This is a genomic window from Sedimentitalea sp. XS_ASV28 (genome assembly GCF_041224545.1).
Lineage (GTDB): Bacteria > Pseudomonadota > Alphaproteobacteria > Rhodobacterales > Rhodobacteraceae > Sedimentitalea.
In genome coordinates this window covers 22230-39682 of record NZ_JBGFGP010000148.1, presented here as the reverse complement: position 1 = coordinate 39682, position 17453 = coordinate 22230, and the positions used below count along the sequence as shown (strand labels likewise).

Sequence of the window (17453 nt, the reverse complement as noted above, 5' to 3'; positions counted from 1 at the left end):
CGCCAAGGTCTCACTCGAAATTCACGATCGAGTCGACGAGATCCTTGCCATAGGTCTGGTAGTAGCCTTCATAGGCGCTCGCGATCGACGATTGGAATGCCGCTTTCTGCTCGGGGGACAAGGCGTTGACTTCCATCCCCCGCTCCCTGAGCGTTTCCACACCTGTGGTTTCCACATTATCGACATAGTCGCGCATCGCGGCGACGGCTTCGGCCGCGGCCTTTTCGAATACGGCCTTCTGGTCGTCATCCAGCCCGGCCCAGAATGGCCCGGACACCAGCAATACGGCAGGTGAATACACATGGCCCGAGAGGGTGAGATATTTCTGCACCTCGTCGAGCTTGACCGAAACGATGACCGAGAGCGGGTTTTCCTGCCCGTCGATCACCCCTTGCTGAAGCGACGAAATGACTTCGGGCCACGCCATCGGTGTCGGAGCGGCGCCCATCGCGTTGAACGCGGCGAGGTGAACGGGGTTCTCCATCGTGCGCAGCTTCAGACCCTCGACATCCGCCGGGGTTTCGATGGCGTTGCGGTTGTTTGTGATGTGGCGGAACCCCTGTTCGCCCCATGCCAGCGCGTGCAAGCCGATGTCGTCGAATTTCGCGAGAATTCCCTGCCCGACCGGTCCGTCAAGCACGGCGCGCGCATGATCGAGATCACGGAACAGGAACGGAATATCAAAGACGCCGGTATCGGGTACGAAATTCGCAAGCGTGCCGGATGAAACGATGGTCGCCTCGATGGTCCCCAGTTGCAGACCTTCGATCACGTCACGCTCGCCGCCCAGCCCGGATGACGGAAAATGCTTGAAGGCGAATTCATCGCCGGTTTCGGCCGTCACGACCTCTTCGAACCTGGCGGCGGCAACGCCGTAGTGACTGTCGGGTGCAAGGGCATAGCCGATCTTCACATCTGTCTGCGCGAGAGCGGGCAAGCCCATTGCAAGGAGAAGGCTGGCAGATGCCAGACCGCGATATGCGAATGTCATGGAAATCCTCCCAATTAAGGTGTCATGTTGCTATACAAGGCAACTATCGGTGGCAACCCCTGGAACGTGCATGGGGCGGGTGTTTTCAGGTCTCCCGGGCGTGACGGAAAAGACGTACGAGTTCGGGGACATAAGCCTCGCCATGTCCGGCATCGACCGGTATCGACAGCGCGTCCGAAACCCCGTCGGCAACGGTTGTCGCGGCTCCGGCGGCTTTTGACATGTCGCGATAATAATCAATATCTTTCAGAGCGTTGGAGACAAAGAAGGGTAGGCTGTCCCGGTCCTGCTCGATGATGTAGGGGGCCAGCCGGTCGAGCGCGGCGCTGGCGCCGCCGCCATTGGCGAGCACGTCGACAAAAACCTGCGGATCAATCCCGGAATCGGCGGCCTGCGCGGCGGCCTCGGCAAGCAGCGTCATGAAGCCGACCGAGACATAGTTATGCAAAAGTTTCAGGCGATGGCCATGTCCCAGGGGACCGACATGCTCGACCTTTTCGGTAAACGCGGCGAGCACCGGGCGGACCCTGTCCAGCACCGTTGCCTCGCCCCCTGCCAGCAGGTTCAGCGTGCCCTCATGCGCATGTCTGGCGGTGCGTGTCATCGGCGCGTCGAGATAATCACCCCCCGCCTGCCGGACCACCTCGGCCATGCGCAAGGTCGAGTCGGGCAGCGCGGTCGAACAATCGACCACGATCGTGCCCGCCCTGAGCGCCGACGCGACGCCTTTATCGCCCGCGATGATCGCTTCGACCTGCGGCGACCCGGTCACACAGAGGATCACGACATCAGTCGTTTGAGCGATGTCCGCCGGTGTCGTGCAGGCGTCGGCCCCCAATGCGACGAGATCGCCTGTGGGTTGGTTGCCCGGATGATCGAGAAAACTCAGTCTGAAACCGCCCTTCAACAGAATGTTGCGCGCGATCCCGTGCCCCATGAGACCAACACCGATGATGCCGACATGCATGTCAATACTCCCTCTGTCGTCGCGACCGTTCCGGTTCAACGCGGACATCAGTCGGCATTGATCCAGATCGCCTTGGTGTCGAGATATTCTTCCATATGCTCAGTCCCGCCTTCGCGACCATAACCGGACATCTTGACACCGCCAAAAGGCACCGCCGGATCAATGGCGTGATACATGTTGACCCAGACCGACCCCGCCTTGAGACGACGCGCCAGCTTGTGTGCGGTGCCGAGATGAGTGGAAAACACCCCGGCTGCCAGCCCATAGGGCGTAGCGTTGGCCCGCGCGACGACCTCGTCGATGGTATCAAAGGGCAGCGCCGAAATCACCGGGCCGAAAATCTCTTCCCGCGCAACGCTCATCTCGTCGGTGACGTCGCCGAGCACAGTGGGTTGAAAGAAATGCCCGCCGTCGAGACCCGGTCCTCTTGCACGCGCCCCACCGGTCAGCACCTCTGCACCCTCGCGCGGGCCGGCCGCAAGGTAACCGGCGATACGTTCGGCCTGTCGTGAGGTGATGATCGGTCCGATATCCGTATCCTCGTTGATCCCGTGCCCGATTTTCAGGGCGGCGGCATAATCGGCGACGCGGCGGACAAATTCATCATGGATTTCGCGAGCAACGAACAGCCGCGACCCGGCGATGCAAATCTGGCCTGAATTGGCAAAGACTGCCATGGCCGCCACCGGTACGGCCTTTTCGATATCGGCGTCGCGACAGACCACCACCGGAGACTTCCCGCCCAGTTCCAGCGAGACCCGCTTGAGATTGCCGGTCGCCGCACGTGCGATCGCCTGACCCGTCGCCGTCGATCCGGTAAAGACGATCTTGTCGACGCCCGGATGTTCGGCCAACGCGGCCCCCGCCTCGGCACCAAGCCCGGTGACGATATTCAGAACCCCGTCGGGCAGGCCTGCCTCCTGCATGATGCGGGCAATCATCAAGACGGTCAGCGACGCCTCTTCCGACGGTTTCAGAACCACGGTACAGCCGGTTGCGATGGCGGGTGCGATTTTCCAGATCGATCCGGCAATCGGGGCATTCCACGGAATGATCGCACCAACCACGCCGATCGGTTCGCGCACGGTCTGGGAATAGATTTCGCCCGGAAACGAATTGGGGATCGTGGCGCCGTGGATGGCCACCGCCTGCCCGGCGTAAAAGCGCAGCATGCCCAGAACCCTGCGACTGTTGGCCAGTGTGCGCTGGATCGGCATACCCATGTCCAGCGTGTCGGACAGGCAGAGGTCTTCCCATTCTGCCTCGAACCGATCCGCGATGCGCAAGAGCAGCGCCTGCCGCTCGAACGGCGTCCATTTCGACCAGGGGCCTTCGAATGCCTGGCGAGCGGCCGTCACTGCGGCATCGATATCGGCTGCGCCGGCCCTGGGTACGGTTGCCAGCAGGGCCCCGTCGGCCGGGTTGCGCGCGTCGATAACCTCGCCCGAGCGCGCATCGCACCACTGTCCGCCTATGAACATCCGGCGCAATCCGCCATCGTAGAGAGCCGTTGCCGCCGCGCTCCAGTCTTTCATGTCCCCGATCCCTTGCATGGTCTTTTTCTGCGCCCGCATCCACAGCTCATTCTGCTGGAATGGATCATGCAGGCGATGCGGTTTCTTACACCCGAGGATCCGGAAAAGACCAGACGCTGGAAGGTTGAAACCGAAAGGAAAATCAAAAGCGGTGCGCGTCGCCATGGGTGATGCGCCGACACGGCGCTGAGGGATCGGGCAGCTCCGTCAGCCCTTGGTATCGCAGACCAGCTTGCTCCGGTACTCGTCGGCAAGCGCATTGGCGATCCCGGCGGCGCCAGCGGCGTCCGGGTGGATATTGTCGCGATAGGTGATGTCGGGTGTCGCGCCCAGATCCAACACCCCGATCCCTTGCTGCCTTGCCCAATCGACAAGACGACGCCCCTGATCGGACATACCGGATATGCGCTCATCCGTGGTGGGATGATAGATGACGGTCAGATTTGCATTTTCCGCCAGCGCCCGCTCGCGTATCGAATTCAGTGCATTCAGGCTTGCCTTGGCGCGTGTCTCGAACGGTTCGGCAGTTTCCTTGGGCGCGGCGGGAAACCGTCTTTCCAATATCGCTTCCACGGCGTCTCCGATTGCGCCTTTGGGCTTTGACAAGCGGTAAGGGATCAATGCGCCATTATAGGTGGGCGTATCGACAAGATCATGGGCCGAAAGCACGATGGCGATTTCAGTTGCGCCAAAGGTTCCATGGCGGGCAAGTGCCGCCGCCTGGTTGACCGGACCCCAACTGGAGACCGCCATCGGGATCACGCGCACGGTGCAATCCGGCAAGGACAACGCCGCAGACAGCCGCAGGGCGATGGTTTCCTCCTGATCGAGAAAGTGGTTGCCATAGACCACGCTGTCTCCGATCAGAAGAAGCCTGGTTTCGCCATCCGGCACGCCGGTCGAATGATCCGGCGCCCGAAACCCGTGACGGTTGATGTCAATACGGTTCCCCCATCTCTCGTAGCGGGCGTTCGGAACCAGGCGGTATTCGAGTTCCGCGTCGCGCACCGCGATCGGCGGGTCACCCAATCCGATACGGCGCAATGCGATCTCGGCGGCGATCAGGAACAGAGCACAGGCCAGAAGGGCGAAGGCGATCCATCGTTTCATCTGCTCACGCTCTGCCCCCGTTCAGATTCGCCACCGATCCATTCGTCGCGCGCCCGGCAGCGCCGGCACGCCTCGGAAACCGAAGTCGTGCAATGATATCGACACTGACCGGTGCATTCTACCGGCCTGTCATGGCCAATCCCGGTTCCGGTTGCCGCGATGTCAGCTCTTGGGACGCACGCGGTCGGCAGTTTTGTTGGCAAAGGCTTCGAGCCGGGCGCGGGCCGCGGGCTGCGTGTTGACCACGCCGCCGACAACGGCCTCCGCATAGGCTGCGTCCATACCGGACATGTTGTTCAGGTGGCTGATCGCCGAACAGATCGCAAAGTTGGTCAGCGGCAGGTTCTGCGCCACCTTGTCGGCAATCTCCATTGCCTTGTCAAAGCTGCGGCCATCTTCGACGATGTATTGCGCCAGGCCGAGATCAACGGCCTCCTGACCCTGATAGACACGACCGGTGAGGATCATATCGATCATGCGGTATTTGCCAATCATGTCCGACACGCGGATCGTGGCCCCGCCCCCGGTAAAGATGCCACGCTGGCCCTCGGGAAGGGCGAAGTAGGTGCCGGGGTCGATCACCCGGATATGCGCCGCACTGGCCAGTTCCAGACCGCCGCCGACAACCGCGCCCTTGAGCGCGGCAACGATGGGCACGCCGCCATATTCCATCTTGTTGAATGCCTCGTGCCAGCGCAGGCACACATGCATGAAATCGTCCGGGCTGCGGTCTGCCTTCCAGTGTTCGATCAGATCCAGACCGGCGCAGAAATGATCGCCTTCGCCCGCGAGAACCACCGCCTTGACGCCCGCCATACGGGCACCGGAAAAGAAGCGGATCAGTTCTTCGATGGTGGCCACGTCCAGCGCGTTGCGCTTGGTCGGACGATTCAGCGCCACCACGTAAAGGCCATTGTCGCGTTCGGAAATGGCAAGACTTTCATAGGTGTCGGGGTTCACGACGTCGTTCATGGCTCGGGTCCTTTCAGAAGGGGTCAGTCAGGGAAGTCGGTGGCCAGAACACTGGCCGCGCCGTTGACGATGCGAGAGCGTTCGATCTGGCATTCCGGCAGGATATGCTGGGCAAAGAACAGGGCGGTGGCGATTTTCCGGCTCATGAACTCCGGGTTCTGGCCTGCGTCCAGCGCAGCCTGCGCTGCCAGCGCCCCCTGGGTCAGCTTCCATCCGGCGGCCAGGGTGCCCGACAACGTCAGAAAGGGAACCGCCCCGGCATAGGCCGCGTCAACGTCGCTCCGCGTGTGGTCCATCAGCCAGTCCAGCGCGGTTTCGAACGCGCCGCGCGCTTCTGCAAGCGCCCTGCCGATGGTCTGCGCGGTGTCGTCGCCCCCGGACAGGGCGGCCTCGGTATCGGCAATCCGCGCCGCGAAACGCCGTGCGGTTTCGCCCCCGTCGCGCATCACCTTGCGGCCCAGCAGATCATTGGCCTGAATGGCTGTGGTGCCCTCGTAGATCGGCAGAATGCGGGCATCGCGGTAATGCTGCGCCGCTCCGGTCTCTTCGATGAAGCCCATCCCGCCGTGGATCTGCACGCCAAGCGAAGCAACCTCGACCGCGCGTTCCGAACAGAACCCCTTGACCAGCGGCACCATGAATTCGGCCAATGCGCCGGCTTGCCTATCCGCGCCGTGATGCGCCATATCCAGCAGCCCGGCGGTCGCCGCCGCCATGGCGCGGCCACCCTCGGTCAGGCTGCGCATGCGCAACAACATCCGGCGGACATCCGGATGCTCGATGATTGCCACGGCATCTTTGGCCGAGCCGTTGACAGGGCGGCTTTGCACGCGTTCGCGCGCATAGGCCAGCGCCCGCTGATACGCCCGCTCCGAAACGGCAATGCCCTGCACACCCACCGCAAACCGCGCGGCGTTCATCATGATGAACATGTATTCCAGTCCGCGGTTCTCCTCGCCGATCAGGAACCCTGTCGCATCGTCATATTCCAGCACCGCCGTCGGACTCGCGCGCACGCCCAGCTTGTGCTCGATGCTCACGCAGGTCACTGCGTTGGCGGCACCGGGCGCGCCATCCGCGTCCACCAGTTTCTGCGGCACGATAAACAGGCTCAACCCTTTCGGGCCTGCCGGGGCCTCGGGCGTGCGGGCAAGGACGAGATGGATGATGTTCCCTGTCAGGTCATGCGCGCCGAACGTGATGAATATCTTGGTCCCCGAGACTCCATAAGTGCCATCATCGCGCCGCTGCGCCCTGGTCGCCACGCGCCCCAGATCGCTCCCCGCCTGTGGTTCGGTCAGGTTCATCGTCCCCGACCAGCGGCCCGAGATCAGCGGCTCAAGATAGGTTGCCTTCTGTTCGTCCGAACCGGTCAGCAACAACGCCTCGATTGCGCCATCCGTCAACAGCGGGCAGAGCCCAAAGCTCATATCCGCAGCGTTCAGCATCTCGACCCCGGCGGCACCGGCCACGCGCGGCAATCCCATGCCGCCATATTCCGCAGGATGGGTCAGCGCCTGCCAGCCCATCTCCACGAATTGCGCATAGGCACTTGCATGGCCCTCGGGCATTGTCACGCGCCCGTCCCGGAACTGCGCGCCCGACTCGTCCCCGACAGATGACAGCGGCGCGATCTGTTCACTGCAAAAGCGGGCATAGCCTTCGAGCGCGGCGGCGATATCCGTCAGGTCCAGGTCGGAATATGCCTCCATCGCCGACACCGTATCCCAGTGTGACAGGTGTTCGATACAAAACATCAAATCCTCAAAGGGGGGATGATATGACATGCGGGCCTCCTGTCCTGCGGCTATGGTTTTACGTCATCTAAAGGGCGCTTCTCTTGCCGATAATCTCATAATTTGCCAAAAATGTATCGGATTACGCCAAGGGCCCGCAGATGACCAATCACGATCCGATATCCCTGACCACGGTATCGGCCGCATTCATCCAGGATTGGCTCGATGCGCTCCGGTCGCGTTGTACCCAAGAGGTGATGGATGCGCTGCTGCGGCGCTCGGGCCTTCAGGTCGGACCGATGATGCCGCAGCAGCGGATCACACTGAACGAGATCGCGCGCCTCTATCAGCTTGCCGCGCCAGAAACCGGCGACGAAATGATGGGACTGTGGAGCCGTCCCATCCGGCCACGCGCCCTGCAACACCTCGTCACGGTGCAGCGCGAGGCAAGCAGCATGACCTCGGCGCTTTACCGGTTTTCGACCTATTGGAACCTGTTGCTGGACGATTTCCATCTGGATTTGCAGCGCAACCAAGACGCGATCGACCTTGCGCTGAGCCCCTGTGAGAAGGGGGTTCGGCCACAGCGTTTCGGTCACATGCTGCTGCTCAAGCTGGCGCATGGGTTGCTGTCCTGGCTTGGCGGGTTCGAACTGCCGGTCACAGAGGTGCGCTTTGCCTTTGCGCGCCCGGATTTCGCCGCCGATTACGCGGTGGTTTTTCCATGCCCGGTGCGGTTCTCGGCGCCCCGGACCAGCATCCGTTTCGACCCGCGCGAATTTACGCGCCCCGTAGCACGCGGCCCGGCCGAGGCGACCGCATTCCTGCAACGGGCACCGCTTGACTGGATGTTCACCGGATCACGGGCGCATACCTGCTCGCTACGGGTGCGCGCCTTTCTCTATGGTGCTGCGTGGCAGAGCTGCCAGCTTCCCGAAGCGGCCAGCGCGCTGAAAATGACACCACGCACGTTGAATCGGCGGCTCAAGGAGGAAGGGACCTCGTTTCAGGAGATCAAGGATGCGCTGCGCCGGGACATGGCCATTCGTGCCCTGCAAAACGGACAGGACAGCATCGAACACATCGCCTTTGAAACCGGGTTTTCCGCGCCTGCGAATTTTCATCGCGCCTTTCGAAAATGGACCAATCGGACGCCGGGATCCTACAGGATTTGAACGCTTCGAAGCCCCGATGACTGCAGGAATGGACCGGGGCAAATCTTCCGGATCGTCAGCGGTCGGTCACCTCTGCGCGCAGGGCAGTGAACCGTTCATTCAGGTGCGTATGCATCGCCGCGCGCGCGGCCTCGGGATCGCCCGCCGCGATCGCGTCGATGATGCGGTCGTGCTGGCGCAGACTGCGTTCGAAAGACCCCGGCGGACGGGCCCGCGCGCGAAAGATCAGCCAATCGGCGCTGACGCGGATTTCGTCCAGCATGGCGAAACAGGTCAGGAGAGGCTTGTTGCGGGCTTCTTCGGCAATCATCCTGTGCAATGCGCCGTCCCAGATCTCATTCTCGCTGTTGGGCAGCGAACGCACGATCCGGGCCGCCAATCGGCGCAACTGTTCGACGGCGGGTGGCTTGATCCTTTCGGCGCAAAGTGCCGCAAGTTCGGGCTCGATGCACAGGCGGGCCTCCATGATCTGGATCGCGTTGGTTTCACCGGCGATGCGCGCGGCGAGTTCACCGGTCGGATCCGCCGGCTTGCCCGCATAGGTGCCCGAGCCCTGCTTGCGCCAGATCAGCCCTTCGGCCTCAAGCTGTGCAAGGGCTTCGCGCACCCGCCGCCGCCCGATCCGGAACCGTTCGGAAAGCGCCCGTTCGCTGGGAAGACGGCCACTGCTACCCAGCGTGCCGGAGGACAACAGCGACAGGATCTGGGATTTGGCGTGTTGGTCCGGGTTCGTGTGCTGCTGGTGCGTGTCCATCTGTTCGTATCAGGGGTCGGTTGCCAGGGAACGGCTGACATGGCCAGCACGTAGCCGCCGATCGTACTCGGCCTCGATGCGCGCGTCCAGCGCCTCGCGCGTCGGAAGACCCGAGAACCGTTGTGCTCCGGGCATCGCGTCGGCGAAAAAGAGATAGCGTTCGCCCGCCACATCCAGCAGCCGGTCAAGTTCCGCCAGCGGATCGCCGTGATCATCCACGCGCAGATCCAGCCAGGGATGCGCTTCGCCATGGTGAATGACCAGACCCGCGGCCTGTTTTCCGCGCTTGTCACCACCGGCCTTTTCCCCCGCCCGCATCGCTGCGAGGAGCCTTTGAGGCAGAGGCAGATCGCGAGATTGAACCAGCGCATCGGCTGTGGCTTCGATCACTTGCGAGCCCGCCAGCATGTTGCCAGCGACGGAAAAACCGTCACCGATCAGATGACCGGCCCAGTCCGTGCAATCCGCACCGGTATGGGCGACGAAATCGCCCTGCGCATCCATCATGTGACATTGGCGGATCGCCTGACCCGCATCGCGTTTGACGAAATCGGCCAGCACGTCGCGCGCCGCTTCGCCTGCCTGCAGCCGGTCGCGACCCTCGGTGCCCCAGACCGGGTTGCAGAACGCCTGGCTTGCGACCGCCGTTTTCGCGCCGACATAGGGCACCATCGCACCGCAGGCAAAGAACCGGCTGGCCACGGCTATGCCAATGGCCCCGTCCGACGGATCGTGTGCGATGATCGACCAGGTCATCGCCCGACCGCATAGGCTTGCATCAGACGCGGGGTGGCAGCGGCGCGCAGCATTCCGTCCGCCTCGCGCATCGCGGCGGTGAGCCGGCCCACGGCCCACGGCTCGGACACCGTGACGATGTGGCCGCGCGCGCGCAGCGCCTCTATGACCTGCCCGTCGAATGCGGGCTCCATCATCATTTCGCCCGGTTTCACTTCCCGCGGAAAGAACGAACCCTGGAAATGCATGGTATGGAACAGCGGCGCGTCCATCCCCTGTTGCAGACCCAGCCCGTGATGGACAAAGCGCAGGAACCAGATCAGGTTCCACTGATCCTGCTGGTCCCCTCCGGGTGTCCCGAACACCAGACGCGCACCATCCTTTTCCGCGAAAGAGGGCGTCAGCGTGGTACGCGGGCGGCGTTTGGGGGCCATCGAACTGGGCAGACCGTCGATCAGCCAGAACATCTGTGCGCGCGAGTTCAGTGGAAAGCCAAGCCCCGGAATGACGGGCGAGCTCTGCAACCACCCGCCCGATGGGGTAGAGGCCACCATGTTGCCCCAGCGGTCGATCACGTCCAGATGCACGGTATCGCCCCGCTTCTCGGTCAGGTGCGCCATGGTCGGCTCCTGCGCGGCGACGCCGGCCACCCCGAAATCCTGTTGCGCGCGGGCGATATAGGCATCCGCCAGATGCTCGAATCCGGGCACGCGCCCCGGGCGCTGCTCCATCGAAGCGGTCGCATCGATCAGCCGGGCCCGTTCGGCACCGTAGCTATCGGACAGCAGGTGATCTATCGGGATCTCGCTGAAATCCGGATCGCCGTAATAGGCCTCGCGGTCGGCATAGGCGAGCTTCATGGCCTCGATCACCGTGTGCACGAATTCCGCGCCGTTGGGGTCCATCGCGCCCAGGTCAAAATGCTTGAGAATCGACAGGGCCTGCAACATCACCGGCCCCTGGCTCCAGGCGTGGGTCTTGTGAACCGTCCAGCCGTGATAATCGAGCGTCAGCGTCTCTTCATAGGTGGCGCGCCAGTCGGCCATGTCCGAGGGGGCCAGAATGGCGCTGTGCTTTTCCTCGGACACATCCATCACACGGGCGTCCTTGAGGTAGTCGAAGATCGCCTCGGCGACGAACCCCTCGCGCCATTCGGCACGGGCGGCGTCGATCTGCGCCACGCGGTCGCCCCCGGTCATGTCGGCCACACGCGCCAGCCGGTCATAGGTGTCAGCCAGATCGGGATTCCTGAACAGCGTATTGGCCTCGGGTGCCTGCCCACCCGGTGTCCAGACAGCGGCAGAGCTGGGCCATTCGGTCTCGAAGAACTCACGCAGATCCGCAATGGTCGCGGCGACGCGTGGCAGGACCGGATGGCCGTCGCGGGCATAGTCGATGGCCGGTTGCAGCACCTCCCGCAAGCTCATCGTTCCGTGATCGCGCAGCATCATCAGCCAGCCGTCGAACGCGCCGGGCACAACCGTCGCCAGCAATCCCGAGCCGGGCACCAGCTTGAGCCCCTGTTCGGTATGTGCCTCGATCGTCGCCGCTGCCGGGCTGACACCCTGCGCACAAAGCACGGTGGTTTCCCCGGTCTCAGCGGAATGCAGGATTGCCGGCATATCGCCCGCAGGCCCGTTCAGGTGCGGCTCGACGACTTGCAGCACGAAGGCAGTGGCCACGGCGGCATCAAAAGCGTTGCCACCCTTTTCCAGAATGCCGAACCCGACAGAGGACGCAAGCCAGTGTGTCGATGTGACGACCCCGAAAGTACCGCGAATTTCGGGGCGGGTGGTAAAGTCAGACATGAATTCTCCGATACTCAGTGTTCGCGCGGGTCCAGCGCATCGCGCAGCCCGTCGCCCAAAAGGTTGAAACCCAGCACAACAAGAAAGATCGCGATCCCCGGCCACATCGCCATCCAAGGGGCCTGGTTCAGGAAATTCTTGGCCGTGTTCAGCATCGAACCCCAGCTTGGGGCAGGCGGTTGCTGGCCCAGGCCCAGGAACGACAGCGACGCCTCGGCGATGATCGCGGTGGCAATGGTCAATGTCGCCTGAACGAGAATAGGGGGCAGCACGTTGGGAAAGATGTATCGCGACAGGATGCGATAATTGGGCAGCCCGATGGCATGGGCGGATTCCACGTAATCCGCGGTCTTGATGTTGAGAACCTGCCCGCGGGTCAGCCGCACGAAGATCGGCATGGCGGAAATGCCGATGGCAATCATCGCGTTGGTCAGCGATGGCCCGAGAAACGCCGCCAGCGCAATCGCGAGGATCAGGAACGGCGCGGCCAGCAGCGCCTCGGTACAGCGCGAGATGATCGCATCTGTCCAGCCGCCGAAATAACCCGCCAGAATGCCCAGCGGCACGCCCAGCAACAGCGCGATACCGACCGACACCACACCCGCCAGCAAGGACGCCTGTGCGCCCCAGACCATCCGGGCCAGCACATCGCGGCCGATCTCGTCGGTGCCCAGCCAATGCGCCGCGCTTGGCGGCTTGCGCACCGCCCCCCAATCGGTTGCGGCCGGGTCGGGGATCGGCAGGATCGGGGCGGCCAGTGCAACCAGGATAAAAAAGGTGACGAGTATGCCGCCCAGCATCGCGCTGCGATGGCTGCGGAATTTTTTCCATACGCGGCTCTGCGATTTGGTCGCCAGGACGGGATCGGCTTGCGCACTCATGTCATTGTCCCCTCAGACGCGGGTTCAGCAGAACATAAAGAACATCCGCCAGCAGGTTCATCACGATGAAGCCGATGGCCGTCACCAGAACAATGCCCTGCACCACCGCGTAATCGCGGTTGAATACGGCATCGACCACCATTTTGCCAAAGCCGGGGATGGTAAAGATCTGTTCGGTCAGCACCGCACCCGCGATCAGTTCGCCAAACAGCAACGCGGTCAGGGTGACAATCGGGGTCAGCGCATTGCGAAACGCATGTTTGAGAACCACGCGTTTTTCCAGCACCCCCTTGGCGCGGGCGGTGCGGATATAATCCGCGGTCAGCACTTCGAGCATTGCCGAGCGCGTATGCCGCATCAGCGTCGCGGCCAATGCCGTTCCCAGAACAAAGGCCGGCATGATCATCGTGGTGATGGATTTCAGCGGATCCTCTGAAAATGGCACATAGCCGGACGCCGGCAGCAACTGCCATTTCACCGATACCAGCAGGATCAGCATGATCCCCAGCCAGAAGTTCGGGATCGACAGACCCGACAGCGCCACCACATTGGCGATATAATCGGTGATGGTGCCCTTTTTCACCGCCGACAGGATGCCCGCAGGGATGCCGATCAGCAGCGCAAAGCAAATCGCCATCAAAGCGAGCTGGATCGTCACCGGCAGTTTCTGTGCGATCAGTTCGGTCACCGGCTGATTGGTACGCAGCGAAACCCCCAGATCACCCGACAAGGCATTGCCGACCCATGTCAGGTATTGCACCGGAATGGGATCGTTCAGGCGGTATTTCTCGCGCAGGAATTCCAGCACCTCGGGATCGCGCTCTTCGCCGGCCATGGCCAGCACCGGATCGCCGGGCAGCAGCTTTTGCAAGGCAAAGACGAAGATCGAGATCAAGATGATCGTCGGTATCGCGATCACGATGCGGCGCAGGATAAAGGGCAACATGATGAGCTATCTTTCGGAGCGGTGGCCCGCGCGCATCGCGCGGGCCGGAAGGGATTATTCGACCTTGGACATGCCCTCGAGACGGATCATGCCGTCAGGGTAGGGGATGAAGCCCTTGATCGAGTCGTCCAGCGCCCAGATCCAGGTCTCGTGATACATGATCATGCGTGGCAGATCCTCGTTCAGGATATCGCGCGCCGCATCATAGCTGGCCTTGCGTTCCGCAGGATCATTGCTGATACGCGCCGCGTTCAACAGGCGATCGACCTCTTCATTGGAATATTTGCTGTCGTTGATGCCGCCGTTCGTGGTGACGAACTGGTGGTTGTTGCCGTCGGGATCGACGCGACCCGACCATCCGACCTGGCTGGCCTGATAGTCACCGGCGGATTGGTCCGACAGCAGGGTGGCAAATTCCTTGGAGGTGATCGTGATGTTGATCCCCGCCTCGGCGGCCATCGCCTGCACCACCTGCATCAACTGGAGCGGCACGGTGGTGTTCGGCACTTGCACTTCAAGATCTATGCCGTCGGCATATCCGGCCTCTGCCAGCAGCGCCCTGGCTTTCTCAATATCGCGGGCCGGTACCGGGTGGTTGGCATTGTACCAGGGAGAGTTGGGTGGCACCGGCTGATTACCGGCGGCAAAGGCCCCCTCGAACACGACCTGGTTGATCGCCTCGCGGTCGATGGCATAGCTCAGCGCCTGGCGCAGACGTTTGTCGTTGCCCCAGGGATTGTCACCCTTTTCACCGTTGTTGATGTTGAAGGTGATGCCCTGATAACCCAGCGACACCGCGCTTGCGACCTGAATGCCCGGGTCCGATTTCGCCTGTGCCAGGTCGGTCGCCGCCAGACGTTCCAGCATGTCGATATCGCCCGATTGCAGGTTGGCAAGACGCACGGTCGTGTCGGGGATCGGCAGGTAGGTCACGCTGTCGAAATTGATCTCGTCCGCGTTCCAGTAGTCGGCGAACCTGTTCAGAACGATCCGGTCCTGCGCCACCCGCTCGCCAAAAGAAAACGGACCCGAGCAGACCGGGTTCAGACCGAAATCGGCACCGGCTTCGGCCGCAGCCGTCGGAGATACCATCATCCCCGCACGATCGGCGAACTGCGCAAGCAGGGTCGCGTCCGGTCCGGTCAGATTGAACCTGATCTCGTGGCTGCCCAGAACCTCGGTGCTGGCAATGGATTTCAGCTCCGACTTGCGGCGGCTCTCTTCCATTGTCTGGCTGCGGGTGATGTTGTCGGCCACGGCCTGCGCGTCAAACGGGGTGCCATCGTGAAAGGTTACACCCTCGCGCAGCTTCATGGTCAGCGCAGTGCCGTCATCGGACCAGGACCATTCGGTCGCCAGTTGCGGCACGAATTCCAGATCGGGCGTGATGTCGACCAGCTTGTCACACAACGCGGTGTAGACGATGCGTCCGACAAAGGTGCGCGACTGGTCCGGGTCGAGAACGTCTGCATCCGATTGCAGCGCGATGCGCAGGTCGGCGGCCATCGCCGGTGCGGCAAGTCCGATGGCTGTCGCGCTCAGCAGGCTGGCAAGAAGGGTGGTTTTCATGTGTGTCATTCGGAGTTTCCCTGTTGGTTTCTTTTGGTGATCATTTCGCCTTCCGAGGCGGCGCGGTATAGATCGAACCGCGTTTGTGCCCCACGGCTGCGGGGTTTGGGGGCGGCGCGGGCCGGAGTTTCGGCAATCTCGCGCCAGAAATGGCAGGCCACGCCATGCGCATCTTCACTCAGAACCGGTGTCTCGGTCTTGCAAAGGTCCTGTGCATGGGGGCAACGGGGATGGAACCGGCAGCCCGTCGGCGGGTTCAGCGGGCTGGGTGTTTCGCCGGCAATGGGTTTTGCCGTGCGTGTCGCCCCATGTTCCGCCACCGGGATCGAATCCAGCAATAGCCGGGTATACGGGTGCCGGGCGGTCTCGTACACGGCATCGGTCGGTCCGGTCTCGACGATCTGGCCCAGATACATCACGGCAACCCGGTCACTCATATGGCGGATCACGGCAAGATCATGGGCAATAATAACCAGTGTCAGATCCAGATCTCGCCCCAGGTCCCCCAGCAGGTTGATCACCTGCGCCTGCACCGACACGTCAAGCGCCGAAACGGGTTCGTCACCGATGATCACCTTGGGTCCCGAGGCCAGCGCGCGGGCAATGCCGATGCGCTGGCGCTGGCCGCCGGAAAACTCGTGCGGATACCGGTCCGCGTGTTCCGGCATCAGCCCGACCTTGGACAGGATATCCGCCACGCGCTCTTGCCGCTGTGCCGCTGTCAGATCGGGCACATGCAACTCCAGCGGCTCCCCGATCAGCTTGCCCACGGTGAGGCGCGGGTTCAGCGATGAAAACGGATCCTGAAAGATGAATTGCAGATCGCGCCGCAGCTGGCGCAGGTCGGCGCCCTTGATACCGCTGATCGGGCTGCCGTCAAATTCCACCTCGCCCGCGGTGGGGGTCAGCAGGCGCATCAGCAATCGGGCCAACGTAGATTTGCCGCATCCGGATTCACCGACAATGGCAAAGGTCTCGCCCCGGCGAATGTCGAGCGATACCCCATCGACCGCATGCACCGTGTCGCCCGGACGCAGGAAGCCGGCGTTGGCCTTGAAATGTTTGACCAGATTGCGCGCTTGCAGGATCGTATCGGTCATGCGCTTACCATCAGGTGCTGGTCCAGCGGAACGAAGTGACAGGCCGCACCGTGACCTTCGCTCATGTCGTGCATCTCGGGCGTTTCGGCGCAGATGCCGGCGGCAAAGGGACAGCGTGTGCGGAACCGGCAGCCCGATGGCATCGCGTTGATACCGGGCACCGTGCCCGGCACCGTCGCCAACCGCCCGCGCGCTCCGGTAAGGGCGGGCATCGAGGCCATCAGGCCGATTGTATAGGGATGCTGCGGATCGTCGAAAATCTGTCCCACGGGGCCACGTTCGACGATCTGGCCGCCATACATGACCGCGACCGATGTGGCGATTTCGGCAACCACGCCCAGATCGTGGGTAATCATGATGGTTCCCATCTGCGACTGGTCCTGAAGCTCGCGGATCAGGTCGAGAATCTGCGCCTGGATCGTGACGTCCAGCGCCGTGGTCGGTTCGTCCGCGATCAGCAGGGCAGGGTTGTTGACCAGCGCCATCGCGATCATCACCCGCTGACGCATCCCGCCGGACAACTGGTGCGGATAATCGCGCAGCCGCGCGCGCGGAGAGGGAATGCCGACGCGCGCCAGCATCGCGGCGGCACGATCGAGCGCTTCCGCCCGGGTCACGTCCTCGTGGCATTGCACCGCTTCGGCGATCTGGTCGCCAATACGGAACGCCGGGTTCAGGGATGTCATCGGTTCCTGAAAGATCATGGCCATGCGATTGCCACGCGCGGATGGTGCAAGAACCTCGCGGCGCAGATCATAGTCACGCCCGTCAAACCGCATGTGACCGCTGTCGATCCGGGCCGCCCCCTTGGGCAGCAATCCCATGATCGCCATCGAGGTCACGCTCTTGCCGCACCCGGATTCTCCGACGATGCAAAGGGTTTCTCCGGCGCTGACACGGAGGTTCACACCGGAAACGACGGGCTTTTCGTGCCCGCGAAATCGCAGCTCGAAGTCCCGGATCTCCAACAATGGATCGTTATCGTGCAATCGGTTCTGCGGCATCCGATTCGAACCTCCTGAAGCGTGAACCAATTAGAAAATGGTTCGCTTTTTCTGTCAACAGTTTTCCATCGAGGGTGTATGTTACTGAAAAATTGCCGTAAATTTCGCCAATCGGTCGCGCTGTTGCGTGAATTGCATGCAAATGACGAAAGCGTAAGACGATCAGATCA

The 17453-nt window shown here is 62.4% G+C and carries 15 protein-coding genes; 1 reads left to right on the top strand and 14 read right to left on the bottom strand.

Features of this window, described 5'->3' with window-relative positions; all coding sequences use genetic code 11:
* Positions 1–10: 10 nt before the first annotated feature.
* The 6 genes from AB9K34_RS14930 to AB9K34_RS14905 all read right to left on the bottom strand — a co-directional run bounded on the left by AB9K34_RS14930 (position 11) and on the right by AB9K34_RS14905 (position 7362).
* Positions 11–991 (bottom strand): TRAP transporter substrate-binding protein, encoded by a 981-nt coding sequence (locus AB9K34_RS14930; protein ID WP_369955223.1) that lies wholly within the window; start codon positions 989–991, stop codon positions 11–13.
* A gap of 85 nt (positions 992–1076) precedes the next feature.
* Positions 1077–1958 carry an NAD(P)-dependent oxidoreductase gene (locus AB9K34_RS14925; protein WP_369955222.1) on the bottom strand — a complete coding sequence of 294 codons (882 nt, stop codon included), beginning with the start codon at positions 1956–1958 and terminating at the stop codon, positions 1077–1079.
* A 47-nt stretch (positions 1959–2005) separates the two neighbouring features.
* Positions 2006–3493, bottom strand: coding sequence for an aldehyde dehydrogenase (locus tag AB9K34_RS14920; protein WP_369955221.1), 1488 nt, complete (start codon positions 3491–3493; stop codon positions 2006–2008).
* A 207-nt stretch (positions 3494–3700) separates the two neighbouring features.
* Positions 3701–4603 (bottom strand): hypothetical protein, encoded by a 903-nt coding sequence (locus AB9K34_RS14915; protein WP_369955220.1) that lies wholly within the window; start codon positions 4601–4603, stop codon positions 3701–3703.
* A 162-nt stretch (positions 4604–4765) separates the two neighbouring features.
* A complete protein-coding gene (gene dmdD / locus AB9K34_RS14910; RefSeq protein WP_369955219.1) occupies positions 4766–5575 on the bottom strand; it encodes a methylthioacryloyl-CoA hydratase in 810 nt (269 codons plus the stop codon).
* A gap of 23 nt (positions 5576–5598) precedes the next feature.
* Complete coding sequence (locus tag AB9K34_RS14905; protein ID WP_369955218.1) at positions 5599–7362, bottom strand: acyl-CoA dehydrogenase; 1764 nt, start codon at positions 7360–7362, stop codon at positions 5599–5601.
* Positions 7363–7472: 110 nt separating this feature from the next.
* On the opposite strand from AB9K34_RS14905, the gene AB9K34_RS14900 reads away from it, so the two are divergent.
* The gene (locus tag AB9K34_RS14900) at positions 7473–8486 is read left to right on the top strand and encodes an AraC family transcriptional regulator ligand-binding domain-containing protein (RefSeq protein ID WP_369955217.1); all 1014 of its coding nucleotides are present in this window, start codon (positions 7473–7475) and stop codon (positions 8484–8486) included.
* A 55-nt stretch (positions 8487–8541) separates the two neighbouring features.
* Here AB9K34_RS14900 and AB9K34_RS14895 read toward each other — a convergent pair whose 3' ends face one another.
* Genes AB9K34_RS14895 through AB9K34_RS14860 form a run of 8 tightly spaced genes read right to left on the bottom strand, consistent with a single transcriptional unit; the run spans position 8542 to position 17283 of the window.
* Complete coding sequence (locus AB9K34_RS14895; RefSeq protein WP_369955216.1) at positions 8542–9240, bottom strand: FadR/GntR family transcriptional regulator; 699 nt, start codon at positions 9238–9240, stop codon at positions 8542–8544.
* Between the two features lie 9 nt (positions 9241–9249).
* Entirely contained in the window at positions 9250–9996 is a 747-nt protein-coding gene (locus AB9K34_RS14890; protein WP_369955215.1) for a DUF1028 domain-containing protein, read from the bottom strand.
* Entirely contained in the window at positions 9993–11783 is a 1791-nt protein-coding gene (locus AB9K34_RS14885) for a gamma-glutamyltransferase family protein (RefSeq protein WP_369955214.1), read from the bottom strand. Before AB9K34_RS14885 ends, AB9K34_RS14890 begins: the two co-directional genes overlap by 4 nt.
* 14 nt (positions 11784–11797) lie before the next feature.
* Positions 11798–12664, bottom strand: coding sequence for an ABC transporter permease (locus AB9K34_RS14880; protein ID WP_369955213.1), 867 nt, complete (start codon positions 12662–12664; stop codon positions 11798–11800).
* A 1-nt stretch (position 12665) separates the two neighbouring features.
* Positions 12666–13610 carry an ABC transporter permease gene (locus tag AB9K34_RS14875; RefSeq protein ID WP_369955212.1) on the bottom strand — a complete coding sequence of 315 codons (945 nt, stop codon included), beginning with the start codon at positions 13608–13610 and terminating at the stop codon, positions 12666–12668.
* Positions 13611–13664: 54 nt separating this feature from the next.
* Entirely contained in the window at positions 13665–15188 is a 1524-nt protein-coding gene (locus AB9K34_RS14870) for an ABC transporter substrate-binding protein (RefSeq protein ID WP_369955211.1), read from the bottom strand.
* Positions 15185–16279, bottom strand: a complete 1095-nt coding sequence (locus AB9K34_RS14865) for an ABC transporter ATP-binding protein (protein WP_369955210.1) — start codon at positions 16277–16279, stop codon at positions 15185–15187. The genes AB9K34_RS14870 and AB9K34_RS14865 overlap by 4 nt, the downstream gene beginning before the upstream one ends.
* Complete coding sequence (locus tag AB9K34_RS14860) at positions 16276–17283, bottom strand: ABC transporter ATP-binding protein (protein ID WP_369955209.1); 1008 nt, start codon at positions 17281–17283, stop codon at positions 16276–16278. The genes AB9K34_RS14865 and AB9K34_RS14860 overlap by 4 nt, the downstream gene beginning before the upstream one ends.
* Positions 17284–17453: the final 170 nt, after the last annotated feature.